This is a genomic window from Lacicoccus kunmingensis DSM 17847 (assembly GCF_059568765.1).
This window is the reverse complement of record NZ_JCANUC010000013.1, coordinates 50,320-75,488: the sequence shown is the minus strand read 5'-3', so window position 1 is coordinate 75,488 and position 25,169 is coordinate 50,320. Positions and strand designations below refer to the sequence as shown.

The following is a 25,169-nucleotide window of genomic DNA, read 5'->3' as shown; positions in this document are numbered from 1 at the left end:
ACATACCTCGCCGGTTATGGGGTATAAGTATATATCTTAGTATACAAGGAGTGTTGACATGAAAATTTTGTTGACTGGTGCGTCGGGCTACATCGGTGGGAACCTGATGGAAAGCCTGAAAGAGGATTATGAAATCATTGCGGTTTCAAGAAATATAGATAATAAACAGGATGAGAAAAATGTCACATGGAAAGAGGCGGACCTTTATTCGCAGCTTGATATCGAGAAAGTGATGGAAGGTATCGACATTGCGATATATCTTGTTCACTCCATGCAGCCGTCGTCGAAACTCGACCAGGGAACATTCGGCGATAAGGATGCGATTCTTGCGGACAACTTTGCCTGGGCTGCTAAAAAGCAGGGTGTGGGCAAGATCATATACTTGAGCGGCATCATACCGGATGATGATAAGTTGTCGACTCATCTCGAGAGCCGCCTGGAATGTGAGAAAATACTCGGCTCATACGGTATTCCGGTCTCCACATTGCGTGCGGGACTGATTGTCGGACCGAAGGGCTCTTCCTACCCGATTCTCCACAACCTGGTGAAACGTCTGCCTGGACTGCTGCTGCCGGCATGGGCATATAACCGTACCCATCCGGTGGCATTGAAGGATGTCCTGAGCGGTCTTACCAAACTGGTGAAACGGAAGACGGAACAGAACGAATCCATAGATATCGGCGGCCCGGAAGAGAAGAGCTACCGGGAACTGTTCGAAGAGACGGCGGAAGTGCAGAGTAAAAAACTGCCGATGATCGATCTCCCCATCATCCCGATATTTCTGTCTAAGCTGTGGGTGCGCCTGATCGCGCAGAAACCGAAAGAGATGGTCTATCCGTTGCTCGAAAGCCTGACACATAACATGGTTATGAGAACGGAAAATTATGTTGAGGGGATTTCCAATGCACCGACCACGTTCAAAGAAAGCGTGAAGATTGCGCTTGACGGGGAGCTTGACGAAAGCAAGCCCACAGGCGGAAGTCTGCTTCAGAAGAAAGACCTCGAGAAAAAGGATGTGAAATCTGTACAAAGGATTAAAATACCTGAAACATGGTTGGTTGAAGACACTGCTGACTATTATATCAACTGGCTGTCGAGAATCGGCGGGCGGCTGATCAATACGAGTGTCGATGACAAGGAAACATCGATTACACTGCCTTTCTTCAAAAATCCGATACTGGTATTCGAAAAGTCCGAGGCGCGTTCATATGAGGACAGGCTGTTATTCTATATCAAAGGCGGCCAATTTTCGAAGACTGGGGAAGGCGGGCGTGCACGTCTGGAATTCCGCCGCGTACTGGATACGGATGAAGTGCTCATCGCCCTCCATGAATATGAACCGACCCTGCCATGGTTCGTCTATACACTGACCCAGGCGAAGATCCACCTCATCGTCATGAAAGCCTTCGGCTTCGAGACACGGCTCCTCGCAAACATGCTCGGCTCAAAGTATGCGAAATATGTATCCAGACCGCATGCCGGACGGCGGTCGACTGCGACTTGAAACAACATTTTGACACATTAAATCATGATACACTTATGCACTACTTTGAATAGTATATGAAGGATAAAACCACATTATCTTTTATCCGCAAGTGTCTACGTAACGATGTAATCGACTTTCCGGGTGACTTCACTGAAGCCGGACAGACACAACGCAAGGCGGTTTCATTCCTCTGCTGATCTATAACGCCTACTTGCACGGACTGGATAGAGAACTGATAAAACAGGGCCACTGTTTTGTTCGGTACGCCTACGGCCTGGTGTTAGATTTGAAAGTGGACAGAATAAATTAAGACATTGGCATCAAAATAAAAGAACTTTCAGGTGTTTAAATATACTTGAAAGTTTTTTTATTTTTATACAATCAAACCTTTCCCGCTTTATCATCTCACGCTTAGAAACGGCTCCGATTCACCTATATTCATATTTTAAAAATGGTCTCTAATCAAGTATCATCAGGCTGCTTCTGACGGATTGGTGTTGAGTCCATCTGTAATTCATTATATTCATGAGCACTTTTTATTTGAGTATTATTTTCAAATTTTCTAAAACTTATTGACAACGCTTTCATATAAGGTTAATATTTCAATTAGTCGAATATAGCAACTACGTACGATAAACGTACAAATGAATAATAAAATCTATATTATAACCAAAAGCAGTCATCTGCAAAATCTTACATAAATTAAGAATATGCAAGGCGGCTAAGGATAAGGAGGAAATTATGTGCAACTGATTTCGAAATTCAGCAATTATGTCTGGAAAGACCACAGTAAAACGAAAAATCTTATTCTATTCAAACAGCCTAAGAAGAATAATAATTACCATGAGGATGACAGTGGGAAAAAGTCCTATACAATGTCGCAGCTTGTCGGACTGATTCTTGGTCCGTTGGCTTTTTCAATAATTTTTTTCTTCTTGCCATTGGAAGGTTTATCCGGAGAGGGACAGGCAGTGCTTGCGTTTGCAGCATGGCTTGCAATCTGGTGGATACTAGAAGCCATGCCACTCGGGATTACTTCGCTGCTGCCGCTGGTCATCATGCCTATGGTTACATCAATAGAAAGTGGTGAAGTGGCTTCAGCCTACGGAGATCCTTTGATTTTCTTATTTCTGGGTGGTTTTGCAATCGCTTTAGCAATGGAGAAATGGAATCTTCATGAACGAATTGCAATTACTATCATCAGTTTTGTAGGGACGAGTTTATCACGGCTGATTCTCGGGTTTGCACTTGCAACAGGGTTTCTATCGATGTGGGTGTCGAACATGGCTACAATCATGCTGATGATTCCTATCGGTACAGCAATCATTGCCAAAGTTGTCGAACTTATGAAAGAGGACGGCGTACATACATTGGCAGAAGAGACCAAATTTACCAAATCCATCATATTCGCAATCGGTTTCGGGGGTACGATCGGAGGCAGTGCAACTTTGATCGGTACGCCGACAAACTTGATTTTAGCAAGTATGTCGAGTGAGATTTTAGGATATGAAATACCATTTGGAACCTTCTTCATTTTTGCCTTCCCGTTAACTTTGATTCTGATGCTGATTTTTATCGTCTATCTGACTAAAGTGGCGTATCCAATGGAAGTCAAGACGATCAGCAAAGGCAAGGAACTTGTAGAAGAACGTAAGTCTGCCTTGGGGCAGATGTCTTACGAGGAAAGGGTAGTTTTAGCCATCTTCACTTTCACTGCATTTATGTGGCTGACGAGAACATTCATATGGGTGGATATCATACCAGGGATAAATGATACTATGGTTGCAATGGTTTCCGCGATGCTTTTATTCCTGATCCCTTCTAAAAATAACAAAGGTACAAGAATTCTTGAGTCTGATGCACTGGCGAAGATGCCGTGGGGTGTACTGCTGCTCGTTGGCGGTGGTCTTGCTCTTGCTGTCGGCTTTACCGGCACGGACCTTGCTGAATGGATGGGCGGCCAGCTGATGGGTCTTGAGAACGCACCACTTATCATTATTATTGTTGTGAGTGCGGCACTTGGAATACTGATGACTCAGATGGCACCAAATACAGCCTCGGTGACTATTTTACTGCCGATTACTGCAGCACTTGCCATGGCGATTGATGTTCACCCGTTGCCTGTAATGGCTGCGACAGCACTCGGTGCAGGATTCGCATTCATGCTGCCGATTGGGACACCATCCAATGCACTGATATATGCGACAAACACGATTTCAATAGTTGATATGTTAAGAAAAGGGACGTGGCTGACGGTCTTTGCACTCATTTTGATCGTACTGTTCACTTATTACCTGCTGCCGCTGATCTTTGGAATTGATAAATTCAATGCATGATTTTAAGAGGAGTTCTGCCAGGTTGTGGTCAGGCTCCTCTTTTTCTTACAAAAAAATTTAAGCCAATATAATAGTCCTCTTAAAGGTCATTATTCCTTTAAGAGGACTATTATCTTTACCTTATCAAATCTTTCCCATCTCTCCATCTTTCACTTAAAAACTGCTCAGACTCTCCGGTATTGGCATTGATATAAAAAGTCCTCTCCACTTCAGAACTCTTCACCTTCACCTCATAAATCGGCAGATACACGAATGTGGTTTCCACTGTTTCATGTCCCGGTTTCTTTAAGAGGTACTGTTTATCAATCTGCTTTTTCCTGACGTCTTCTGCATATTTATGGAGGTCTTCTTCCATAATATATGGCGCGACAATCTGACCTTCACCCGCTTCTTCATCCGTCAGCACCGGTACATGTGAAAATATGCCTCTGTACCCCGACACTGCATCCACAAAGATCATCCGCGGTATTTTTCTTGGCGGAAAGGGCGGCCGGTCTGCGACGACGAGGTTCTTCACCGCCCAGAATGGATGGTAGAGGAGTTTTTCACTGGTCGTATGCTCCTTCATATATTCTGCTGACAGGTTTTTATTCCACCGGGCTTTCATCCCAAGACTTTTATACACTGACCGATACAGCGCTTTTTCCGTTATATTCTTCTCACCGATTCTTTTTATGTTTCCAGTCATTATGATTTCCTTCTCCAATTAGTCATTATCCAAATGCAAGTGGTACATATCCACTCTTGCCTGCTGTTCTTCCGGCGGTGGTGAGGTCATCAGACTGACCACGATCACCAGGATGAGTGACACGGGTGCTGCGATGATCGGTTCGGCGTTCGTCGGCAATGCCTGGCTTGAAACCAGGATGAGGAATAAAACGGCACCGCCCAGCATGCCGGTGAATGCACCGATTTTGTTTGCACGTCTCCACCAGATGCCGAGAACGAACGGAAAGCCGAACGCAGACAACAGGAAGCCGCCGACCCAGCCGACCATGACTGCGATGATGCCGGGCGGGTTTATGGCGATGAAAATACCGATGATGACTGCTGCGAACATCGTGATCAACCCGAGCAGAGTGACAAAGCGCTCAGTTGCTTTCGGATTGATATGCTGTTTGTATATATCATGCGCAATACCGGCCGAGATGGCAAGCAGCATCGCATCGGCCGATGACATGATGGCAGCAAGCAGACCGGCGAGCATGACACCGCCGAGAATCGGCGGCAGATATTCTTCGACGACGGAGACGAAAATCATATCCGTGTTATCCAGTGTTTCCACAATGCCCAATGTGACACCGGCTATGGTGATGAAAAAACCGCCCAAAAACAGGACGATATAGATGAACGTCCCCCACAGGCCGGACCGGCGGGCGGTCCTCGCATCCCTCGATGCAAAGTTACGCATGACGACAGAAGGCGAGATGATGCCGAACCAGATGAACGCGATGAACAGCCCGAAGTAGGACATCCATGGCTGGGTGACATCACCAAATGCCGGATCTGCTGCGAGGGCGCTGTCCAGCATATTGCCGATGCTGCCGAAGTCCACCCAGATGACACCGGCAAGAATCACTGTACCCGCGAGCATGATCATCCCCTGGATCAGGTCGGTATATGTAATGGCCCACATACCGCCGAGTGCTGCATAGATTGTGAAGCCGAGTCCGAGTACGATGGTGGCTGTGGCATAGTCAATGCCGAGGACATATGAGCCGATCAGTCCTGCGGCCGTCAGCTGCGGCACCATATAGAACGTCATCGCAATGACGACGATGATTGCAGCGAGTATCTGGACGGACCTGCCGAACCTTTGATGGAAGAAGTCCGGCATGCTCTTTGCGCCGGAACGTCTGACCTGTCCTGAGATCAGGAACATCGCTAGCGGCAGTGCGGCAAGCACACCGAATGCGTAGGTGAAATAATACGGGAGCCCCATCGTCACGCCGGAGCCGACCGCACCCATCAACGAACTGGAACTGGCGATGGCAGCAAAGATTGCGAACGCCCCGACAAATGTATTGATGCTCTGGCCCGCTGTGAAATAGTCACTTTCACTCTGCCTGGCCCTTCGGTAGAAATAAATACCGATGACAGTCATTAATAATAAATACAGTAATAGAATGATTCCTTCAGTGATCTGCATACATCATACCCCTTTCTGTTTCTGGCTGTGCTAATCTTTTTCGATTCTTTCAATCCACACGACATAGGCAACCGTCAAAATAAACCAGATGAACAATCCGAAGAACATTAGCCATGCAACGAGTGAAATCCCCGCGACGTAGATATCCATCGGCCACCAGACGAATACGAACGCCGAGTAGATGATGATGATTAAAGTCGCAAAAAGACCCGGATCTTTGAACTTTGATCTTTGAGCCATGTGCCACACCCCTTTTAGAATATTTCATTTATTCAATCAATTGTTGAGTTCATTATATAAAATAGTAAGTGCTGTTTCAATATATGCTTGTCTCTTTAAGTATTGAAAGACAGTAAAAAAAATTAAAGGTGTATGTTTTTACATAATATCTCCCTAGAATTTTCAGAATACGGTTGACATAATTCTATTATTTCATTATTATATATTCACAATTATCATAAAATGATTTACAGTTATCATATATTGATAATTGGAGGAAATAATTATGACAGCAAATAAAGTACTATCCATCTTAACGTTATTCTCAATGGAACGCCGTGCAATGAAAGTGGATGAAATGTCTGCAGAACTGAATGTTCCAACAAGCAGTGTTTACCGGCATGTGCGTGTTTTGAAGCAAAATGGTTATCTTATTGAAGATAATTTTGGGAACTACAAGCTCGGGTATAAATTTCTCGAACTGGCAAATATCGTCCGTTCAGATATCAGTATCACAGGCATTGCAAAACCATATATGGATCAGCTGACAACCAAGTTCAGAGAAACGACGATTTTGAATGTAGTTTCGGGTTTGAATGCGGTTTGTTTGAGAACTTCCCAAATAGATAACGCAGCAATCAAAGTCTCAGCAGCAGAAGGAAAGGTTATGCCCCTCTTTGGTGGTGCATCAGCAAAAACGTTACTTGCTTATCAGGAGGATAAAATAATTGATCAGCTGTTTGATAACAATTTAATCGAGCAGATTACACCGGATACGATTACAGAAAAAGATGAACTGGTAAAAGATTTAACCAGCATAAGGAAAAATGGATATGCAAAATCATTTGGTGAGTGGTACGAAGGCGTTAAAGCCTACGGCTTTCCAATAAGAAATGCTGAGGGGAAAGTCGTAGCTTCCCTTACCATTGCCGGTCCTGAATTTCGCATGAAGTACCGTGATGAGGAAGAAATCGTCAAATCTTTCAAAGAGGTTATCAGTCAAATTCAAACATATTTATAATTAATATTTTGCAAACGATTACAAAGGGGTGGAATTATGAAATTCAAATTAATAGGTTTTATTCTCAGCGCAGTTTTTATACTTACAGGCTGTAATACCGCATCAAGCGAGATTGATGAAGAAGGATACAGCACAGAGGATTACAGTATCACTTTGAATTATTCAGATCACGATCCTCCGAAGGGAATGAGAACAGAGTTCCTGCAGGAGTATTGGTTCCCTGCAATTGAAGAGGAGACAGACGGCAAAGTTCAGATTAATCCGGTATTCGGTGGAGGGTTACTGACCTCCACTGAGGCACTCGATGGTGTAAGAGAAGGGGTAGCGGATATTGGTTTAGTATACCCTGATAATTTTGCACAAAGAATGTTCAGTTACGAGTTACTGAAATTGTTTCCTGTAGCACCGGATAATTTTGAGGGGATGTATCAAATTTTTGATACTGCAATGACAGAACTGCCTCAGTTCAGTGAAGATTTGGAAAAGAACAATCAGAAGCCACTGCTTATTACGACAGGGCTGCCGATCGTGTTCGGTTCGACAAATGAACTGGCTTCAATGGAAGCAGTGCAGGGAGAGGATTGGAGAGCCTCCAGCCGCTGGTATCTTGAGGCAATGAGGAATATGGGTGCAAATCCTGTCAGTGTGCCGTGGGAAGATGTCTATATGTCACTGGAAACTGGTGTCATTGATGGTGTAATGACGAACTATGACGGCTTTCATATGATGGGTTTTTACGAGACTTCGGATAACATCATTGTCGGAACAGAATTATGGTGGTCTGCGCCATTTATCCATACGATCAACCAGGATATGTGGGATAGTCTGCCAATTGATATTCAGGAAGGTATATTAAAAGCGACAGAACAGGCACAGGAAGAGTTTGCGAATGTGTATCAGCAAGAGCTTGAGAATACAATTCAGGAACAGCGTGATGCCGGTGCAAATGTAAAAATTGCCGATGATGAAGATGTTGCCGCTTTTAACGATCAGGAATTATTTGAAAGTATGAGAAATACATGGGCAGAGGAAGCCGAAAATGATCATGGTATTGAAAATGCTGATGAGTATGTTGAGGCCATGAAAGATATTATGAATGACGCGTTGGGTTATGAAGAATATGAGTAAACGGAAGGGGGGGAAACACGATGGAGATTGTTCTGAAGCTGGATAAAATTTCAAAATTCATCAACAGGAGATTGGCAGAATTATGTGGCCTCTTTTTGTTCATTATCATGATCCTTTTACTGGTAAATGTTATTGCCAGAGAATTTGGATATGCGATAGACGGTTTAAGTAATATTTCAGTTTTAATATTAATCTCGGTTGTGTATTTGGGATTATCTACTACCGAGGAAACAAATCAGCACGCATCAGTTGAATTATTAGAAAATAAGTTGAATATCAAAAATAGGAAAGTACTTATGATTTTCATTCATATTGTAAAACTGATTGCTATTGGTATATTTGCCTATGCCGCCATCGGAGGTTTCATATCTTCAGTGGAGTCGGGGGAAGCATTTACCGATGTTGTTTATATACCGATGTGGCCATCAAAACTTGCACTGCTGATCGGGCTAATATTTTTTGAAATACAGATATTCATTAATTTATTGAAGACAATATTCAATATTAAAACGGACGTGGATGAATCTACAGACTTGTCGGCAAATATTTAACAAGGGGGGATGATTATGCTTGATATTATGGCAATTGGAATCATATGTATATTATTGTTGCTTATATTTATAGGTATAGGTGTTCCTATAGGGGCATCATTTATAGTCAGTGGTTTAATCAGTACATTTTTGATGCTGGATGGGCAAAGAGCAATTGCACTTCTTATCGGGTCGGCGCACAGTTCTATTGCGGGCCCTAGCTGGGTGGCAATACCATTGTTCATATTACTTGGCGGCCTCGCCGTCCAATCAGGTATGGCAAGTAAGGCATTTAAAAGTGCCGATGCACTTTCTTCGGGTCTGCCGGGATCGGTAGGAATAGCAACGAATCTGGGAGCTGCAGGGTTCGGCGCCATTTCAGGTGCATCTATCGCCGCTACTTCAATATTCGGTAAAATGGCATTGCCTGAAATGCGTAAACTCGGTTATGATAAACGTTTTGCAACAGGTATCATCGCATCGGCCGGAACATTTGCTTCAATGATACCTCCAAGTATGATGTTTATCATCTATGCATTATTTACGAATACTTCTGTTGCAGGACTGTTCTTTGCGGGTATAATACCGGGATTGATCAGTGCAGTAGTATTTTCTATTTATATATACTTACGCAGCCGAAGAGACCCAGCCATGGTTAAAAGACATAAGGAAATGCCCAAGATGGCTCCGGCGGAGAGAGCAAAGGCAATTGGTGCATCATGGCCGATCATGTTAGTGGCAATTACGATGCTGGGCGGCATATATACGGGTATTTTTACGCCAACCGAATCTGCAGCCATCGGTTGTATCATGATTTTAATTATAGGTTTTGCTCAAGGTCATTTCAGAAAAGCGAGCTCTTTATCAAATGCATTGAAAGACTCAGCCAACACGACATCCATGGTGTTTCTGATAAATATCGGCGCATTATTTTATGCAAAAGTCCTCACTTTGAGTCAAGTACCCACTGTGGCAACAAACTATCTGGTCAACCTGGAAGTACCGCCGATTTTTATTATTATAATCATCTGTATCATCTTTTTTGTACTTGGAATGATCATGGTACCTATTGGTATCTATGCAATGATACTTCCGATTGTTGCACCGATTGTTTCAGGTTTAGGATATGATTTAATCTGGTTTGGTGTCATAACAATGAAGCTGGTAGAAATTGGTGCAGTCACACCACCGGTTGGACTTAATGTGTTTGCTTTAAAAGGGGTCGCCCCAAAAGATGTTTCTGTATCTGATATTTTCAGAGGTGTTACACCTTTTGTCGGAATAGATATATTAATTCTAATCCTGTTAATTGCATTCCCGGTTCTGTCATTATGGCTACCAAACTTATTATTTTAAACAAATATGAAGGAGAGAATAATATATGAGTTTTGATAAAGTATTTAGAGGCAAAGTTGTATTGGAAGATGAAGTTTTGGAAAATGGTCATGTCGGCGTCAGAGATGGAAAGATTGTGAAAATCTCAAAAGAAACTTTGCAAGGAGAATTAGTTGATTTAACCGGAAAAATCATTCTGCCAGGAGCTATCGATGTCCATGTACACAGCTTCAGTAACCCGGAAGAAGGATTTGAGAAGACAAGCAAGCTTTCTGCAAGAGGCGGGGTGACTACCTTCCTGGATATGCCTTACGATCTTCCTAACCCTATTAACAATACTAAAATTTTAAAAGAGAAAATTGTGGATCTTGAAAAAAACTCGTATGTTGATATGGGCTTATGGGGTACTATTTCAAAACGCAACGGTACAGGAGAAATCAAGAAGCTTATAGATGAAGGTGTCATGTCTTTTAAATTGTCTACTTTTGAAACGGATGAATATCGCTTTCCGAGAATCCCGAATGATGAAATCATCAAAGCGATGAAAGTGCTGGCAGACACAGGAATACTCGTTGCTTTTCATTCAGAAGATGACGAAATAGTAAAAGGTTTGAGCAAACAGTTCGAAGAAGAAAATAAAACTCATAATTTAGCCCATGCAGAGACAAGACCCCCTTATACTGAATCGGCAGCAGTATTGATGCTGATGGAGTTCGCAAAATGGACAGCTGCAAAGCTGCACATCGTCCACGTCAGCCATCCAAGAACTTTGGAATTGATCAAGCTGTTCAAAGAAATGGGCACGGATGTATCAGCAGAAACATGTTATACTTACCTGCTTCTTAATGAGGAAGACTTGGAAGCGCAGGGCCCTCCGGCAAAAATGAATCCGCCGCTCCGTTCAAAATCAGATGTAGAGGCAATGTGGAAACATCTGGAAGAAGGTAATATTGATTTGATTTCATCGGATCATATCGTTTGGGATATCGAAGATAAGAAAAAGGGGTATGAGAATATATTTAAATCCCCGTCCGGCCTGCCCGGAGTAGAGGTCATTGTCCCGCTGATGTTTGATGCGATGATCAGCCAGAGAAGCCTGCCGCTCACTACCTTTGCCAAGCTCATGTCGACGAATGCAGCAGACCGGTTTTCTGTAAAAGGCAAAGGAAAGATAGCTCCAGGTTATGATGCTGACTTTGTCATCATTGATCCTGAAGAAGAATGGGAATTTGTCCAGGAAAAATTTGTGACTGATATTGATTTACTGCCATTCAGAGGACGGAAATTTAAAGGTAATGTTACAGAGACGGTTATACGTGGAGAAACCGTCTTTAATGGCACTGACGTAGTCGTTGAACCAGGATACGGCCATTTCATAGAAGGTTCTGAGAAGAAATAGGGGGTGTTCCTGATGAAAGATGATATTGAAAAGCTTGTAGGAAAAGTGCTGGAAAGTGAAATATCGGAAGAAGCGAGACAGAGTGCTGAACATGTAATGGCAGATACTTTAATTGCTGTCCTTTATGGCCTTAAAACAGAAGAGGAATTACAAAGCCTTATGAAGGATAAATGGGTTGAAGATGGCATTGAAATTTTAGGAACTGATCATACACTTTCTAGAAAAGATGCACTGCTTACACTCGGTGCAGCAGCTGTTGCAAATGAATTAGATGAGGGAAATACATTTGCAAAAGGCCATCCAAGTGCACATATATTACCGGTCATTTATACATGTGGAATGGAAAAAGATTACTCATTAAATAAAATCATAGATGCCTATATACAAGGGTATGAAATTTCAGTCAGGTTATCCAATGCTTTTCAGATGAAAGACAACATGCATCCCCATGGCACATGGGGAAACGCTGGAGGTGCAGCTACAAGAGCAATTCTTGAAGACAAAACTGTTACTGAGATAACAGATATCATTCTGCTGTCACTGTCTCTGCCGATTGCAACGAACTGGCTGGCAGCAGAAGAAGGACAGTCAGTCCGAAACTTGTATACGGGCTATGGCAATATACTGGCATATGAAGCAGTTGATATAGTGGGATATGGTTTTTCATCAAATATGACAGTCGTCGAAGATCTATGGAGTAATATCATGGGGACGAAGATTAATCCAGACAAATTATTTGAAGATTTTTTCACTCCGCCTATGATTACTAAAAATTACTTCAAAATTTATCCGACATGCAGATTTACACATGCTGCTATAGAAGCGGCTGAAGAGATAAGTAAACAATCCGGGCTGTCTAGCTCAAACATTGATAAAATTACAATCAACACTTATGATTTGGCAGCACGTTGTGACTCCAAAATAATAAATACAAAACTGGAATCTAAATTTTCAATTCCTTATGCGGTATCATGTATTATTCTTGGTTTGGATTTATATAACGGTTATAGAGAAAATATTCGATTAATCGGTGATTTCATCAATAAGATAGAAGTTGTCAGTGACGAGAAAATCACCTCTCTGCTGCCATCTGAAAGGGCAACGGAATGTATTATTAATGATGTAAATGGTAAAGAATATTCCAGCTTCATATCTAATGCAAAAGGTGAATACAGTCATCCATTTACTGGTAGTGAATTCAAAGAAAAATATCAAAACATGCTTCAAAATCATTATGAATTTTATTCGGATGACTGGGTTAATCAATTGCTGGATATAGACAGGGATATTACTTTTAAAGAATGGCTTCAACATAATAATCTGATTAAGGAGGGGGAGATGAGGGATGACAGTTGATATAAATCGAGTGAAAACGAATCTTGAACTCATCGGTGATAAATTCAATAGTGATATAAAAGGATTTAACAGACTTGCATTTTCACAGGAAGAAAAGGATGCAATCAACTGGTTGGAGCAAGAGTTGGGAAAAAATGATATAGATGTAAGGCGTGATTCGGTAGGAAATTTGTTCGCCCGTATCGGCCCGGATAATGCTCCAGTTTATGCCTTTGGTTCGCATCTTGATACTGTCAAACAAGGCGGACTTTTCGATGGTGCACTTGGAGTCATTGCAGGTTTGGAATGTCTGATTCAATTAAAAGAACAAAAACCTGAAAATGTCGCCTATGAATTGGTATGCCTGGTGGGAGAAGAAGTAAATCCTCTTGGCGGTACATTTGGCAGCAGACTGATTTCCGGTCTTATAGAAGTTAACGATTTGGACGACGAATTGATTAGGGCTCTCGGTATGACCAAAGAACAAATTGGTTTGTCAGTGAATACATTGGAAAAGTACACCGGTTTTATTGAGCTGCATATTGAACAGGGCACTGTGCTTGAAAATAATAATAATAAAACAGGAGTCGTTACAAATATTGCCGGTATTGTGCGTCACCATATTACTGTTATTGGTGAAACGGGACACTCAGGGACAATGCCGATGGCACATCGTAAGGATGCCTTGGTCATGGCGAGTGAGATTGTACAACACATTAACGATGAGGCGAATAAATTTACAGACGGTACGGTCGCTACAGTCGGTCATCTGGAAGTTAGACCCAACCTTGCGACTGTCATACCTGGAGAAGTGGAGTTCACATTTGAAGTCCGTTCCGGTGATGAAGAAATTTTAAAAACATTTCCAGAAAATATTATTTCATGGATGAAAGAAAATTATGAAGTGAAAGTGATGCCGGGAGTAGTAAAACCTACAAACCCGATGTCAGATAAAATCATAACTGCAATTGAAGAAGCGGGCAGAACACTGAGACTGGGCACAATGCGTATGATCAGTGGTGCAAACCATGATACAAACACTTTGGCTCCTTTCATGGATACCGGTATGATTTTCGTGCCGAGTGTGAAGGGTATCAGCCATAACCCACTTGAAAAATCCGAATGGGAATATATAGAGAATGCATCTAATATAATGCTGGAGACCTTGAAGCGTTTTGACGGATAATAAGGCAGTAGGATAATAAAGGTCGGAACATTTTTTAATTGAGTGTACTAATTTTTATTTATGTTTGAAGTGATTTTTCATATTATCCACCTGAAGTCGACTCTTTTTGACATACCATTCCATAGTGGTATAATGAATGCCACAAACGAATATTAATGCATAGGGGAGCCATACTGTGGCTGAGAAGGATGTATATCCTGACCCTCGGACCTGATCTGGATAATACCAGCGGAGGGAATGTGTGACGGCTAAGCCATGGATGTATGGCCCCCCCTCACAACTCTTGACGCCTCCGGATAAGGAAGGTGTTTTTTTATGCCGTTTTTGAGAGGAGTGCTTTTATTATGAATAAAATTCTATTTCCCGTCGTATTCGTACTGCTGCTTGCAGCGTGCGGGGGCGGTGGTGCGGAGGAATCCGCTGATATGGATGAACTGACGGATGTCACGTTTGTGCTGGACTGGACGCCGAACACGAATCATACAGGTGTCTATGCCGCACAGGCGGAAGGCTATTACGAGGAACACGGATTGGATGTGGAAATCGTCCTGCCGGGTGAAGCGGGCGCGGAACAGACGGTCGCGACAGGCAATGGTGATTTCGGCATCAGTGCACAGGAGAATGTGACGCAGGCGCGTCTGCAGGATGTGTCGATCGTGTCACTCGCTGCAATCATCCAGGATAATACGTCATATCTGGCTTCACCTGAAGAATACGGATTGGAAACGCCGTCGGATCTTGAAGGTCACACATATGGCGGCTATGGTTCACCGATCGAAGAGGAGACGATTCACTCGATCATGCAGGCGGATGGTGCAGATTTCAGTGAAGTCGAAATCCTCAACGTCGGGGAGGCGGATTTCTTTGCTACGGTGCAGCGTGATGTCGACTTTGCATGGATCTATTACGGATGGACGGGGATTGAAGCTGAACTCAGGGATATGCCGCTCAATACAATCGACTTCACCGAGTATTCGGATGCATTGAATTTTTATACACCTGTAATGATTACGAATGAGAATATGATTGAAAGCGATCCGGAAACGGTTGAAGCCTTTATGAGTGCGACGACGGAAGGCTACCAGCTGGCGATGGAAAATCCGGAACAGGCGGCGTCTCACCTGATTGATGCCGAGCCGGATCTCGACGAAGCGCTCGTGATGGCGAGCCAGGAGTGGCTGGCGGATGTCTATCAGAGCGACGCGCCTTACTGGGGTTATCAGGACCGGGAGGTCTGGCAGAATTATTCGGACTGGATGTATGAAAGCGATCTGATCGAGTCTGAGCTGGATGTCGATGCTGCATTCACAAATGACTTTCTGCCGGATGAATCGGAGGAATAAACGATGAAACGACTTTTATCATGGAGCGTACTCTCACCGCTCCTCGCCATTTTCGCCATACTTGTCATCTGGCAGCTAGCTGTCGGCATCTTTGAGATCGAGGCGTGGATGCTGCCAAGCCCGGTTCAGATCATACAGGAAGGCATCGAGATCTATCCACGCATCATCGACCACAGCATCTCGACGATACTGATAGCGCTCGGCGGGTTTGCCATCGGTGTATCGGTCGGACTCGTTCTGGCGGTTGCACTGCATCTGGTGCCGCTGGCGAGGCAAAGCATCTACCCGCTTATGGTGCTCTCGCAAAATGTGCCGATTATTGCGCTTGCCCCGCTTCTTGTGCTGTGGTTCGGCTTCGGGGCACTGCCGAAGATACTGATCATCACGCTCGTCGTCTTCTTTCCGATCGCCGTCTCCCTGATTGACGGTTTCCGGCAGACGAATCCCGAACTGCTCAATTATATGCGGATGATCGGCGCCGGCCGCCGGCAGATTTTCTTCAAGCTGGAATGGCCGAGTGCCCTGCCGTATTTCTTTTCAGGTCTTAAGATTTCTGCCACATACAGTGTGATGGGTGCAGTCATTGCCGAGTGGCTCGGTGCCCAGCAGGGTCTCGGGGTCTTCATGACGGTCGCATCTTCCGCGTTCCGGACGGATCAGGTATTCGTATCGATTTTTGTCATCATGCTGATCAGTCTGGTGTTGTTCGGTTTTATTCTGCTGCTCGAGAAATGGCTGACCCCATGGAATCAGGACAAGAAAGGAAGTGGAACGGATGACTGACAAACTGCGTATTGAAAATCTGTCTCATACATTCAAAGGGCCGTCTGACATCGACGTGCTCGACAACCTTTCGCTGAGTGTCGCTGACGGGGAGTTCGTCACGCTGCTCGGTCCCTCCGGCAGCGGAAAGAGCACCATCTTCAATCTCGTCGGCGGACTGATCGATGCCGAGAGTGGTGATATCTTTATTGATGGTAAGCGTGCCAACGGCACACGGGGCAACATCAGCTATCTGCCCCAGCAGGATTCCCTGCTGCCGTGGCGGACGATCGAGGATAATGTCGTTTTGGTCCAGGAGGTAAACGGCGCCGTCGACCGGGAGGCTGCTCGCAGACTGCTGGAACGGGCCGGGCTCGGTGGTTATGAATCCGCCTACCCTGATACACTGTCCGGCGGTATGCGCCAGCGCGTCGCCTTCATCCGCTCGCTCCTCAGCCCGCAGCGTCTCATGCTGCTGGATGAGCCGTTCGGTGCACTCGATGAACTGACACGGCTCGACATGCAGGACTGGCTGCTCAAAATGTGGGAAACCGACCGCCGTTCGGTGCTGTTCATCACCCACAGCATAGAGGAGGCGCTCTACATGTCCGACCGTATACTGATTTTGTCCAATAAACCAGCCCGCATCATCAAGGAAATCGACGTGCCGTTCGAACGGCCGCGTGATCCCGGCATTACGCTGGATGATACGTTTGCCAAGCTTAAAAGGGAAATCTACCTGTTGTTGAAAGAAGGGGTTCAGAATGATTGATGCACAAATGACGAAACTCATCCGAAACCAGGCGTCTCAGATGGAGCAGGAGGGCAGGCTGTCAGAGACGGTGCTGCAGTACATCTATGATCAGGGACTGTTCAAATTGTTTGTGCCGGACGCGTTGGGCGGCAATATGCAGCCGCTGCCGGAGGCATTGAAAATATTCGAGGAAGCGGCACATGTGGACGGCAGCTTCGGCTGGCTCGTGCAGATCGGTTCAGGCGCCGGATTCTTTGCGACGACGATGGCGCCGGAAGCGGTCAGAAAATATTTCACCGCCCGAGATTTCTACATTGCCGGCAGCGACCGCCCGACGGGTGTGGCCAGAAAGACTGATGGCGGCTATATTGTGAACGGCACATGGGCATTTGCGAGCGGGGCCGGCCATGCCAGCCTGTTCACTGCAACATGCCGGATAGAATCCGATGACGCGGAGGATGAGAAACTGTATGCTTTTGCTTTTACACCCGATCAAGTCGAAATTGAAGAGGATTGGAACGCCTTCGGCATGAAAGCGACCAGCAGCCATACCATCCATGTGGAGGGTGCTTTCGTACCTGCGGCATATCGTTTTGACGTGACCGGCCCGCATTTCCATTTCGATCATCCGGTCTACCATTATCCGTTTGTGCCATTCGCCGCAGCGAATATCGCTTCCACTGCCATCGGTGTCGCAAAACATTTCTTTGAAGCGGCGCGCGAACATGTCGAGTCTAAAAAAGCAGCCTGGCAAAAAGAAGGTTCGAACCGGTATGACCATGTGAATAAAATCCTGGAAGAAAATGAAACACGATTTCAGAAGGAGCGCCGGAAATTCTATCAGGCAGTCGAAAAATCATGGGATGCCCACCTTACCGGTGGATCTCTTGATGACAAGGACATGGAGATAATCTCCACCCGGAGCAAAATCGTCGCTGACGCTGCAGTGAGCGGAGTCCAGAAACTTTACCGTTACCTAGGAATGGATATTGTCACAGAAAGTCATCCTCTGAACCGCATCTACCGTGACCTTATGACCGCATCACAGCACGGTCTGCTTGTGGATTCGGAAGGTGAATTAAGATCCGATAGAAGTTGACCGCCACAAAAAGTGCTCTGAAACATTAATGTTTCAGAGCACTTTCCTTTGCATCTCCCCCATCATTTCGTACTTTCCGCTTCTTCCACTCTCTCTTCATGTCTGCAGCAGCGGTACTATGAGAAATGTAATCAGTGACAATACAACGCCGAACCATTGGCTGAGTCGGATCATCTGGCGGTCTGCGAGACTTTTCGTTCCGAGCATCCTCTGAATGGCATACTAGTTGGTGCCCCCAGTAGAAGAGCTTCGAAAATATCATACCGATGAATCATTGAAGAACCGATGAATTTTGAAGATATTTCACTTCATATTTATCAGCAAGTTCTGCAATGAATTTCAGCAGCGCTTCAGATTCAACCTCCTGTGCCTTGAATTTTTCTTCCAGGTCCATGGCTGTTGTACGTTCTTTTTCTGTACACACTTTTTTAAAATATCCCCACATATGGTTGTATGTATTAATGATCGAACCTTTCGTGGGAGTGGTTTCCATTGCCTCGTCAATCAAGACAACCAACACCTCAATATCAGGGTTTCCTTTTAACTCTTTACGTATGCGCTCATAGTGTTTCTGGCTGTGCATCATCACTTTATACTTTTCCTGAGCCCATTTCTTTTCAATTTCATGTCTCTTACTCATATTATCACCTGCCATTGCTTCATGATTCCTGATTTGCTTAATCTTTTCAGGTGTAAGATGACCTCTCACACTGTTGATAAGACGGATTTCCTCTTCGAGATGATTGTGTGTTATATTTTTCCTGATTACCGGTTTTCAAACATTGGAATAGTGTTCCATCTGCTTGCAGAAATAAATTGAAAGCTTAATAAAATGTCTTATTAAAAAGCGGAAACAAAGCCTTATGCGTCACTTTGTTTCCGTAATTGATATTTTGTGTTTATTCAATTCGCACATTTTCTATTTCTTCATAGCCAATGATGTAGTTTCTCCCCTCTGAGGCCATCACGTTATACAGTACATAATTTTCATAAATACCATTCGTGTTCTCATGAGAGTAGGTACGGTATATATAAACGTTGGAGCTGCCGTCTGGATTTTGCTCTTCATAATCGATATGCACCGAGTAAGTCGTATGATTGGCGTATCGGCCGGATGCTTTGTTTGCAGTTAATAAGTTTTGGCCCGCTGAGCCTTCCCGGTAGAATTCAAGCGCCTCGTTGTTCTGATCGTTATAGTATCCAGGCAGGGCAAAAAGGTACTGCCGTACAAACTGCAGATGACTGTTTATTTCTTCCGGTGCTTCTTCAGAACGGGGGAGTACTGATATATCTATCGGTTTCGATTCTCCATATTCAGCTTCAAAAGAATACTTTACGGCACATGGCAGACAGTCGCTGACCGGTGACTGTGGCAGTGTGCCATCTTCGATAAGGTTTTGATAGGCCGTAAATTGATCTTCTGTTGAAACACCTTCACACTCTGTGAGTTCGGACATGATGCACTGTTCAGCAGCATTATAATTTTCGTTATTGCCGGCAGAATCCTCAGAGGTATCATTTTTTTGCTCATCTGTCGTTTCTTCAGAAGATGCTTCCTGTTCATTTCCTGCGTTTGAATCTTCTTCTGTAGGATTATCCTGTTCGCCTTCTTCACTCAGATTGTTTTCCTGGTCTTCGTCTGTTTCGTCGGTACCTTCTTCTTCGACCGATCCTGCCGGTTCATCGACTTCTTCTGTCGAAGCAGTTTCTTCGTTAATGGCATCTGTATTATCATCTGAACCGGATGATACGATAAAAAATACGGCACCTGAAATAAGCAGCAGTACAATAGGAATAACCACATATAATGCTTTCATGGGCAGTCCTCCTGAGAAATTCAATGTCACTTAATTATATAACATAATGGAGTAATTTTACATCGGTACATTGAATGAAAAACCTCGAAAACAATTAAGTTTTCGGGGTTTTAAGAGATTTTCATCATGACTGAATTTGATCTCGTTAATTTATGACGATAATGCTGAAGCACCGCCGTCAATTCTCTGGTAAGTTCCTGTGATGAAGGAAGCTTTGTCAGAGTTCAGGAAGATGACGAGGTCGGCAATTTCTTCAGGCTTTGCATATCTTGATAATGGAATGCCGTCAATGACCGCCTGTTTGGAAGCTGCTGCTTCTTCTTCAAACTAATTGCTCATATCAAATAAATACCCGGTTACATATGGTAAGAGGAAGTTTATTTTAATCTTTCTATGGAGTGTTTGGCAAGGTTTATGATGACCATATCGTCCATCGGTGGGTTATGGAGGCCGGCACGGACGTTTCTATAGTGTCTCTGCAGCTCATTGTCTGCATTTAAACTTTGCGCACCGACGACTCTCATGGACAGGTCGACAATTTCAACCGCCTTGTTCACGATGGATGTTTTAACTGCCCCTAGCTTTGCGCCCATTTTATTTCTTTCCCCGGGTGTGGAATCATCCCATTCCTTCGCTGCTGTATATAAAAAGGCGTCTGCTTCCATCACTGCCATTTCGATCCGCCCGAGTTTCTCCTGGACGTTCGGCAGTTCTGAAATCGTGCCTTTAATACTGTTTGGTGAATAAGTGCTGGCGAATTCCACTGCTGCCTCTTGAGCCGCTTTGGCAATGCCGAGGTAGCATGCAGGGATATGGAGCAGCCATCCGGATGGATCTTTTTTGCCCGGCGTTCTGAATGACACAAGGTCTTCCTCTTTTACACGGACATCTTCCATTATGAAGTCGTGGCTGCCGCTCGCTCTCATTGCGACAGAATTCCATGTCTCATCAACGCCCGCACCATCAAGATCAGTATCGACAATAAAATCCCCGACCTCGCCGGTTTCTTCAATCGTTGCGCTGACCGAGGCGTATTTTAAAATGGGGGAAAGTGTGGCAAATGTTTTTCTGCCGTTCAAAATCCATGAGGCTCCGTCTTTTACCGCAGTCGTTTCCGGCTTGCCGCCGCGTGTCGGGCTGCCTGTTGCCGGTTCTGTCGCAAGGTTATTGATTAATGATCCATTTTCAATCACATCAGCCGCCACTTTTTTATATTTTGCCGCGTCCCACGTGTGCTTTTCTCCGAGATCCATAATGATGCCCATATGCCAGCCGATTGACAGTGCAGTGGCACCATCATACTTCGCTATGGTTTCCTGGTGTTTCATAAGTTCAGAGAGACTGATGCCTGCGCCGCCGTATTCCTTCGGTATGGACAGGGCAGGATAGCCGATCTCTTTCAGCTTTTCAAAATTCTCAAATGGGAACGTGACATTTTCATCATGTTCCTGTGCTGTTTCCTTAAACTGTTTTGCGGTTTTTTTCATTAATGTGATGCGACCGCTGTAGTCCAGATTCTGTAATGTTTCCAATATAATATCCCTCTCTAAAATCTTATGCTGATCAGTTTTAATTTAATTATTCCACAGCGGCAGTGAATATTCAAAAGTAAGGGAAAACCCTATAATTGTGATTTTATTCACTAAATAGGTTCAAATCCCGCAGTATTATTGTATAATTTTGTTGAAAGGAAGTGTCTTATGCTTAAACATTTACTGCTCGTCCACGGTATGAGGCGGGGCAACTTAAACGAAAAACTGTCAGCTTTCATAGACGATTTGATGTCACCGCATGAAACAGGATTATCAACTGCATTTCTGGAAAGTGAGCAGCAGAATCCTTATATCGTGATTGAACGGCTGATCTCAGAAGGTGCGACGCATATTGTTATCACGCCGCTGCTGATATTATCGGCATCTCATATGAAAGAGGATGCAGCAGAAATCGTAGAGCATTTCAAATGGTCACATCCCCGGGTGCAGATCGAGGTGCGGCCGACACTCGCACATCATCCCCTCACTAAAGAGATTGTAAAAGCGCGCATCACTGCAGCAGGAAACCCGGACGAACCGGACACGGGCATCGTCGTCATCGCGCATGGGAATGCACGGTTCCCGGAAACCGATGAAGAACTGGAATCATTCACAAGGGCGATGGGTATGGATCGGGGCATCCATCCGATGATGCTTTACGGGAATTTGAGTTTTGAAGCGCTTCTGCCTGAAATTTCAAAAGGATATCGGCATCTGATTGTGGTCCCTTTATTTTTATATGACGGTTACCTTGTAAACAAGATGAAAGAGAGACTTCATGGAATGAATCTTGATTCTTCATATAAAGTGACACCGAGTCTTAATTTCGATCCGCTGTTGAAGCGGGTGGTCATGGATCATATGGCTGGAAGGGGCTGAGTGGTATGTATCCGGTCAATCTCAACTTGGAAAATAAAAAGGCCGTCATCATCGGCGGCGGTAAAATTGCACACAGGAAATTTCAAAAGCTGAAAGAGGAACCATGCCATATCACTGTCGTCAGTCCGGAATTCAAGTATGAATTTGAACGCGAAGGCAAAGCACTTTCCCTCATCAAAGATGTTTACAGGAAAAAGTATATTGAAAATGCGGACTTGATATTTTTAGCCACAGAAGATGCTCGTGTGAATGATCAGGCATGCAGAGATGCAGGTGACAATCAATGGGTGAACCATACAGGTGATAAAGCCCGTTCCGATTTCCACAATATGAAGAGTGTGTCATATGGTGATATCAATATCCACGTCTCAAGTGAAGGCAGGGACATAGAAAAAGTGAAGTATATAGCAACACAATTGAAGAAGTGTTTGAAGAATATGGAGGAGGAGACCAATGAGTAAAAAAAGACTTGTTTTGATCGGTAACGGCATGGCGGGCATACGCACCATCGAGGAGATTCTGGAACGTGAACCTGACATGTTCGATATCACGATCATCGGAAAGGAGCCGTATCCCAACTATAACCGGATCATGCTGTCGAATATACTGCAGAATAAAATGACCATGGATGAGACGATCATGAACCCGTATTCCTGGTATGAGGAAAACGGCATTACATTAATCACCGGGGAAAGGGTGGTGGCGGTCAACCGGTCGCAGAAGAACCTCACGACCGAGGCCGGCCGTGTCATCGAATATGACAAATGCATCATTGCGACCGGTTCGAATGCATTCCTGCTGCCAGTCGACGGCTCAAGGCTCGACGGAGTGATAGGCTGGCGGACGATTGAAGATACTGAACGCATGATCGAGATGGCGAAAACAAGGAAGAAAGCGGTCGTCATCGGCGGCGGCCTGCTGGGCCTGGAATGTGCAAGAGGACTGATGGACCAGGGAATGGAAGTGACGGTCCTCCATCTTGCAGAATGGCTGATGGAAATGCAGCTCGACCGAAAAGCCGGAGACCTGCTGCGGGAGGACCTGGAAGCACAGGGTATGCATTTTGAAATGCAGGCGAACACCCAGGAAATTCTCGGAGAGGCACATGTGGAAGGTGTCCGCCTGTCGGACGGACGCGTGCTGGAGGCGGAAATGGTCGTCATGGCAGTAGGTATCCGCCCGGTCACAAAAGGAGCGCGGGCGGCCGGGCTTGAAATCGGGCGCGGCATCATTGTGGATGATTATATGCAGACAAGCGATCCGGATATATACGCAGTCGGCGAGTGCTGTGAACATAACTCGAAAGTTTACGGCCTTGTCGCCCCGCTTTATGACCAGGGCATCGTGCTGGCTGATCATATCACAGGCCGGCCGACTGAGGGGTACAGCGGATCGACGACGTTCACTTCCTTGAAAGTCTCCGGGTGCGACCTGTTCAGTGCAGGCAAGATTTATGAAAGTGAAAATGTTAAAGGCATTGAAGTCTACAACAGTGTGGACCGTATATACAAGAAGGTGTTTGTGCAGGATGAGCATATCGTCGGCGCGGTCCTTTACGGCGATACCGAAGAAGGGAACCGTTTCTATAACATGATGAAGAAGGGCGATTCGATCGAGGAGTTCACCCTCGTGTCTCTCATGCATAAAGCGGGGGAAGTTGACGCGATCAGTGTGGAGACGATGGATGACGATGAAATCATCTGCGGATGTAACGGAATCTCCAAAGGCACCATCGTCGAAGCAGTCCACCGTGACGGTCTGACGAGTGTCGAAGAAGTATCCAAAGTCACGAAGGCCGGGAACTCATGCGGAAAATGTAAAGGACAGATCGGAGATCTGCTGGAGTACACACTGGGTGATAATTTCGTTGCCAATGCACCGACCGGCATCTGCGGCTGTACAGATCTTTCAAGAGATCAGATTGTGACGCAGATCCGCGCCAAAGGGCTGAAGACATCGAAAGAAGTGCGTCACGTATTGGACTTCAACGATAAAGGTGGCTGTCCGAAGTGCCGCCCGGCCATCAACTACTATTTGAATATGGTCTATCCGCATGACCATGAAGATGAGAAGGAATCACGATATGCGAATGAACGTTACCATGCAAATATCCAGAAGGACGGGACGTTTTCCGTCATTCCACAAATGCAGGGCGGGGTCACCAATGCAGAACAGCTGATGAAGCTTGGCGAAGTGGCGATCAAGTATGATGTGCCGCTCGTGAAGATCACAGGGGCGCAGCGGATCGGCTTATACGGTCTGAAAAAAGAGGAGCTGACCCAGGTCTGGAAAGATCTCGGCATGCGTTCGGCGTCCGCATACGGTAAGAAGACGAGATCCGTAAAAAGCTGTGTCGGCAAGGAATTCTGCCGCTTCGGCACACAGTACACCACGCAGCTCGGCATCCGTCTGGAGCAGACTTTCGAATATATCGATACACCGCATAAATTCAAGATGGGCGTCTCGGGTTGTCCGCGGAGCTGTGTGGAATCCGGAATCAAAGATTTCGGGGTCATCGGTGTTGAAAACGGCTTCGAGATTTTCATCGGCGGGAACGGTGGTACGGAAATCGTCGCGGCAGAGCTGCTGACGACTGTCGAAACAGAAGATGAAGTGATCAAATTATGCGGTGCGCTGATGCAGTATTACCGTGAAACCGGAATTTACACCGAGCGTACTGCGCCGTGGCTGAAACGTATGGGCTTTGAGAACGTAAAGGAAGTACTGCTTGATCCTGTAAGACAGCAGGCGCTGTTTGATAAAGTGATGGATGCAAAAAAAGCGGTTGAAAAAGATCCTTGGCAGGAAATCATTGAAAATGAAGAGAAGCAGAAAATATTTGAAGTGGAGAGGGTGTAG

The 25,169-nt window shown here is 45.0% G+C and carries 24 protein-coding genes and 1 riboswitch; of the genes, 17 read left to right on the top strand and 7 right to left on the bottom strand.

The window, feature by feature from the left end:
- Positions 1-58: 58 nt before the first annotated feature.
- Positions 59-1,504, top strand: coding sequence for an NAD-dependent epimerase/dehydratase family protein (locus tag BO48_RS12095; protein WP_496367705.1), 1,446 nt, complete (start codon positions 59-61; stop codon positions 1,502-1,504).
- 725 nt (positions 1,505-2,229) lie between these two features.
- Positions 2,230-3,822: an SLC13 family permease gene (locus BO48_RS12090; RefSeq protein WP_496367704.1), complete on the top strand. Its 1,593-nt coding sequence runs from the start codon at positions 2,230-2,232 to the stop codon at positions 3,820-3,822.
- Positions 3,823-3,937: 115 nt separating this feature from the next.
- On the opposite strand, the gene BO48_RS12085 is transcribed toward BO48_RS12090, so the two are convergent.
- Genes BO48_RS12085 through BO48_RS12075 form a run of 3 tightly spaced genes read right to left on the bottom strand, consistent with a single transcriptional unit; the run spans position 3,938 to position 6,211 of the window.
- Positions 3,938-4,510, bottom strand: a complete 573-nt coding sequence (locus BO48_RS12085; RefSeq protein WP_496367703.1) for a hypothetical protein — start codon at positions 4,508-4,510, stop codon at positions 3,938-3,940.
- An 18-nt stretch (positions 4,511-4,528) separates the two neighbouring features.
- Positions 4,529-5,971, bottom strand: a complete 1,443-nt coding sequence (locus BO48_RS12080; protein ID WP_496367702.1) for a sodium:solute symporter family protein — start codon at positions 5,969-5,971, stop codon at positions 4,529-4,531.
- 30 nt (positions 5,972-6,001) lie between these two features.
- Positions 6,002-6,211, bottom strand: coding sequence for a hypothetical protein (locus BO48_RS12075; RefSeq protein ID WP_496367701.1), 210 nt, complete (start codon positions 6,209-6,211; stop codon positions 6,002-6,004).
- 265 nt (positions 6,212-6,476) lie between these two features.
- Between BO48_RS12075 and BO48_RS12070 the strand changes: the two genes are divergently transcribed.
- The 11 genes from BO48_RS12070 to BO48_RS12020 all read left to right on the top strand — a co-directional run bounded on the left by BO48_RS12070 (position 6,477) and on the right by BO48_RS12020 (position 18,082).
- Positions 6,477-7,211 carry an IclR family transcriptional regulator gene (locus tag BO48_RS12070; protein ID WP_496367700.1) on the top strand — a complete coding sequence of 245 codons (735 nt, stop codon included), beginning with the start codon at positions 6,477-6,479 and terminating at the stop codon, positions 7,209-7,211.
- Positions 7,212-7,247: 36 nt separating this feature from the next.
- Positions 7,248-8,339, top strand: coding sequence for a TRAP transporter substrate-binding protein DctP (dctP, locus tag BO48_RS12065; RefSeq protein WP_496367699.1), 1,092 nt, complete (start codon positions 7,248-7,250; stop codon positions 8,337-8,339).
- 20 nt (positions 8,340-8,359) lie between these two features.
- Positions 8,360-8,890, top strand: coding sequence for a TRAP transporter small permease (locus BO48_RS12060; protein ID WP_496367698.1), 531 nt, complete (start codon positions 8,360-8,362; stop codon positions 8,888-8,890).
- Positions 8,891-8,905: 15 nt separating this feature from the next.
- Positions 8,906-10,225, top strand: a complete 1,320-nt coding sequence (locus BO48_RS12055) for a TRAP transporter large permease (RefSeq protein WP_496367697.1) — start codon at positions 8,906-8,908, stop codon at positions 10,223-10,225.
- 25 nt (positions 10,226-10,250) lie between these two features.
- Entirely contained in the window at positions 10,251-11,603 is a 1,353-nt protein-coding gene (locus tag BO48_RS12050; protein WP_496367696.1) for a hydantoin-5-propionate amidohydrolase, read from the top strand.
- Between the two features lie 12 nt (positions 11,604-11,615).
- On the top strand, positions 11,616-12,959 hold the full coding sequence (locus tag BO48_RS12045; protein WP_496367695.1) for an MmgE/PrpD family protein: 1,344 nt from the start codon (positions 11,616-11,618) through the stop codon (positions 12,957-12,959).
- Positions 12,949-14,124 carry a Zn-dependent hydrolase gene (locus BO48_RS12040; protein WP_496367694.1) on the top strand — a complete coding sequence of 392 codons (1,176 nt, stop codon included), beginning with the start codon at positions 12,949-12,951 and terminating at the stop codon, positions 14,122-14,124. The genes BO48_RS12045 and BO48_RS12040 overlap by 11 nt, the downstream gene beginning before the upstream one ends.
- A gap of 151 nt (positions 14,125-14,275) precedes the next feature.
- Positions 14,276-14,378, top strand: a riboswitch (TPP riboswitch).
- 90 nt (positions 14,379-14,468) lie between these two features.
- Positions 14,469-15,467 carry an ABC transporter substrate-binding protein gene (locus BO48_RS12035; protein ID WP_052255191.1) on the top strand — a complete coding sequence of 333 codons (999 nt, stop codon included), beginning with the start codon at positions 14,469-14,471 and terminating at the stop codon, positions 15,465-15,467.
- Between the two features lie 108 nt (positions 15,468-15,575).
- On the top strand, positions 15,576-16,250 hold the full coding sequence (locus tag BO48_RS12030; RefSeq protein ID WP_496367693.1) for an ABC transporter permease: 675 nt from the start codon (positions 15,576-15,578) through the stop codon (positions 16,248-16,250).
- A complete protein-coding gene (locus BO48_RS12025) occupies positions 16,243-17,001 on the top strand; it encodes an ABC transporter ATP-binding protein (protein ID WP_496367692.1) in 759 nt (252 codons plus the stop codon). The genes BO48_RS12030 and BO48_RS12025 overlap by 8 nt, the downstream gene beginning before the upstream one ends.
- Entirely contained in the window at positions 16,994-18,082 is a 1,089-nt protein-coding gene (locus tag BO48_RS12020) for an acyl-CoA dehydrogenase family protein (RefSeq protein WP_496367691.1), read from the top strand. Before BO48_RS12025 ends, BO48_RS12020 begins: the two co-directional genes overlap by 8 nt.
- A gap of 271 nt (positions 18,083-18,353) precedes the next feature.
- Here BO48_RS12020 and BO48_RS12015 read toward each other — a convergent pair whose 3' ends face one another.
- The 3 genes from BO48_RS12015 to BO48_RS12005 all read right to left on the bottom strand — a co-directional run bounded on the left by BO48_RS12015 (position 18,354) and on the right by BO48_RS12005 (position 20,148).
- Positions 18,354-18,722 (bottom strand): YbgA family protein, encoded by a 369-nt coding sequence (locus BO48_RS12015; protein WP_496367690.1) that lies wholly within the window; start codon positions 18,720-18,722, stop codon positions 18,354-18,356.
- A gap of 259 nt (positions 18,723-18,981) precedes the next feature.
- Positions 18,982-19,899, bottom strand: coding sequence for a hypothetical protein (locus BO48_RS12010; protein ID WP_496367689.1), 918 nt, complete (start codon positions 19,897-19,899; stop codon positions 18,982-18,984).
- Positions 19,900-20,049: 150 nt separating this feature from the next.
- On the bottom strand, positions 20,050-20,148 hold the full coding sequence (locus BO48_RS12005) for a hypothetical protein (protein ID WP_496367721.1): 99 nt from the start codon (positions 20,146-20,148) through the stop codon (positions 20,050-20,052).
- Here BO48_RS12005 and BO48_RS12000 point away from each other — a divergent pair.
- On the top strand, positions 20,102-20,230 hold the full coding sequence (locus tag BO48_RS12000; RefSeq protein WP_496367688.1) for a hypothetical protein: 129 nt from the start codon (positions 20,102-20,104) through the stop codon (positions 20,228-20,230). The two genes, BO48_RS12005 and BO48_RS12000, sit on opposite strands and share 47 nt — an antisense overlap.
- Before the next feature lie 46 nt (positions 20,231-20,276).
- Here the strand turns inward: BO48_RS12000 and BO48_RS11995 are convergent, their stop codons facing one another.
- Positions 20,277-21,431, bottom strand: a complete 1,155-nt coding sequence (locus BO48_RS11995) for an acyl-CoA dehydrogenase family protein (RefSeq protein ID WP_496367687.1) — start codon at positions 21,429-21,431, stop codon at positions 20,277-20,279.
- Between the two features lie 168 nt (positions 21,432-21,599).
- Between BO48_RS11995 and BO48_RS11990 the strand changes: the two genes are divergently transcribed.
- The 3 genes from BO48_RS11990 to nirB are packed head-to-tail and all read left to right on the top strand — an operon-like array spanning position 21,600 to position 25,169.
- Entirely contained in the window at positions 21,600-22,310 is a 711-nt protein-coding gene (locus tag BO48_RS11990; protein ID WP_052255183.1) for a sirohydrochlorin chelatase, read from the top strand.
- A 5-nt stretch (positions 22,311-22,315) separates the two neighbouring features.
- On the top strand, positions 22,316-22,771 hold the full coding sequence (locus tag BO48_RS11985; protein WP_496367686.1) for a precorrin-2 dehydrogenase/sirohydrochlorin ferrochelatase family protein: 456 nt from the start codon (positions 22,316-22,318) through the stop codon (positions 22,769-22,771).
- Positions 22,764-25,169: a nitrite reductase large subunit NirB gene (gene nirB / locus BO48_RS11980; protein WP_052255182.1), complete on the top strand. Its 2,406-nt coding sequence runs from the start codon at positions 22,764-22,766 to the stop codon at positions 25,167-25,169. The genes BO48_RS11985 and nirB overlap by 8 nt, the downstream gene beginning before the upstream one ends.

Excerpts from the sequence above, each read along its gene's own strand:
- BO48_RS12095 (WP_496367705.1), top strand. The coding sequence starts at position 59 with ATGAAAATTTTGTTGACTGGTGCGTCGGGCTACATCGGTGGGAACCTG.
- BO48_RS12085 (WP_496367703.1), bottom strand. The coding sequence starts at position 4,510 with ATGACTGGAAACATAAAAAGAATCGGTGAGAAGAATATAACGGAAAAA.
- BO48_RS12080 (WP_496367702.1), bottom strand. The coding sequence starts at position 5,971 with ATGCAGATCACTGAAGGAATCATTCTATTACTGTATTTATTATTAATG.
- BO48_RS12075 (WP_496367701.1), bottom strand. The coding sequence starts at position 6,211 with ATGGCTCAAAGATCAAAGTTCAAAGATCCGGGTCTTTTTGCGACTTTA.
- BO48_RS12070 (WP_496367700.1), top strand. The coding sequence starts at position 6,477 with ATGACAGCAAATAAAGTACTATCCATCTTAACGTTATTCTCAATGGAA.
- dctP (WP_496367699.1), top strand. The coding sequence starts at position 7,248 with ATGAAATTCAAATTAATAGGTTTTATTCTCAGCGCAGTTTTTATACTT.
- BO48_RS12060 (WP_496367698.1), top strand. The coding sequence starts at position 8,360 with ATGGAGATTGTTCTGAAGCTGGATAAAATTTCAAAATTCATCAACAGG.
- BO48_RS12055 (WP_496367697.1), top strand. The coding sequence starts at position 8,906 with ATGCTTGATATTATGGCAATTGGAATCATATGTATATTATTGTTGCTT.
- BO48_RS12050 (WP_496367696.1), top strand. The coding sequence starts at position 10,251 with ATGAGTTTTGATAAAGTATTTAGAGGCAAAGTTGTATTGGAAGATGAA.
- BO48_RS12045 (WP_496367695.1), top strand. The coding sequence starts at position 11,616 with ATGAAAGATGATATTGAAAAGCTTGTAGGAAAAGTGCTGGAAAGTGAA.
- BO48_RS12040 (WP_496367694.1), top strand. The coding sequence starts at position 12,949 with ATGACAGTTGATATAAATCGAGTGAAAACGAATCTTGAACTCATCGGT.
- BO48_RS12035 (WP_052255191.1), top strand. The coding sequence starts at position 14,469 with ATGAATAAAATTCTATTTCCCGTCGTATTCGTACTGCTGCTTGCAGCG.
- BO48_RS12030 (WP_496367693.1), top strand. The coding sequence starts at position 15,576 with ATGCTGCCAAGCCCGGTTCAGATCATACAGGAAGGCATCGAGATCTAT.
- BO48_RS12025 (WP_496367692.1), top strand. The coding sequence starts at position 16,243 with ATGACTGACAAACTGCGTATTGAAAATCTGTCTCATACATTCAAAGGG.
- BO48_RS12020 (WP_496367691.1), top strand. The coding sequence starts at position 16,994 with ATGATTGATGCACAAATGACGAAACTCATCCGAAACCAGGCGTCTCAG.
- BO48_RS12015 (WP_496367690.1), bottom strand. The coding sequence starts at position 18,722 with ATGAGTAAGAGACATGAAATTGAAAAGAAATGGGCTCAGGAAAAGTAT.
- BO48_RS12010 (WP_496367689.1), bottom strand. The coding sequence starts at position 19,899 with ATGAAAGCATTATATGTGGTTATTCCTATTGTACTGCTGCTTATTTCA.
- BO48_RS12000 (WP_496367688.1), top strand. The coding sequence starts at position 20,102 with ATGAAGGAAGCTTTGTCAGAGTTCAGGAAGATGACGAGGTCGGCAATT.
- BO48_RS11990 (WP_052255183.1), top strand. The coding sequence starts at position 21,600 with ATGCTTAAACATTTACTGCTCGTCCACGGTATGAGGCGGGGCAACTTA.
- BO48_RS11985 (WP_496367686.1), top strand. The coding sequence starts at position 22,316 with ATGTATCCGGTCAATCTCAACTTGGAAAATAAAAAGGCCGTCATCATC.
- nirB (WP_052255182.1), top strand. The coding sequence starts at position 22,764 with ATGAGTAAAAAAAGACTTGTTTTGATCGGTAACGGCATGGCGGGCATA.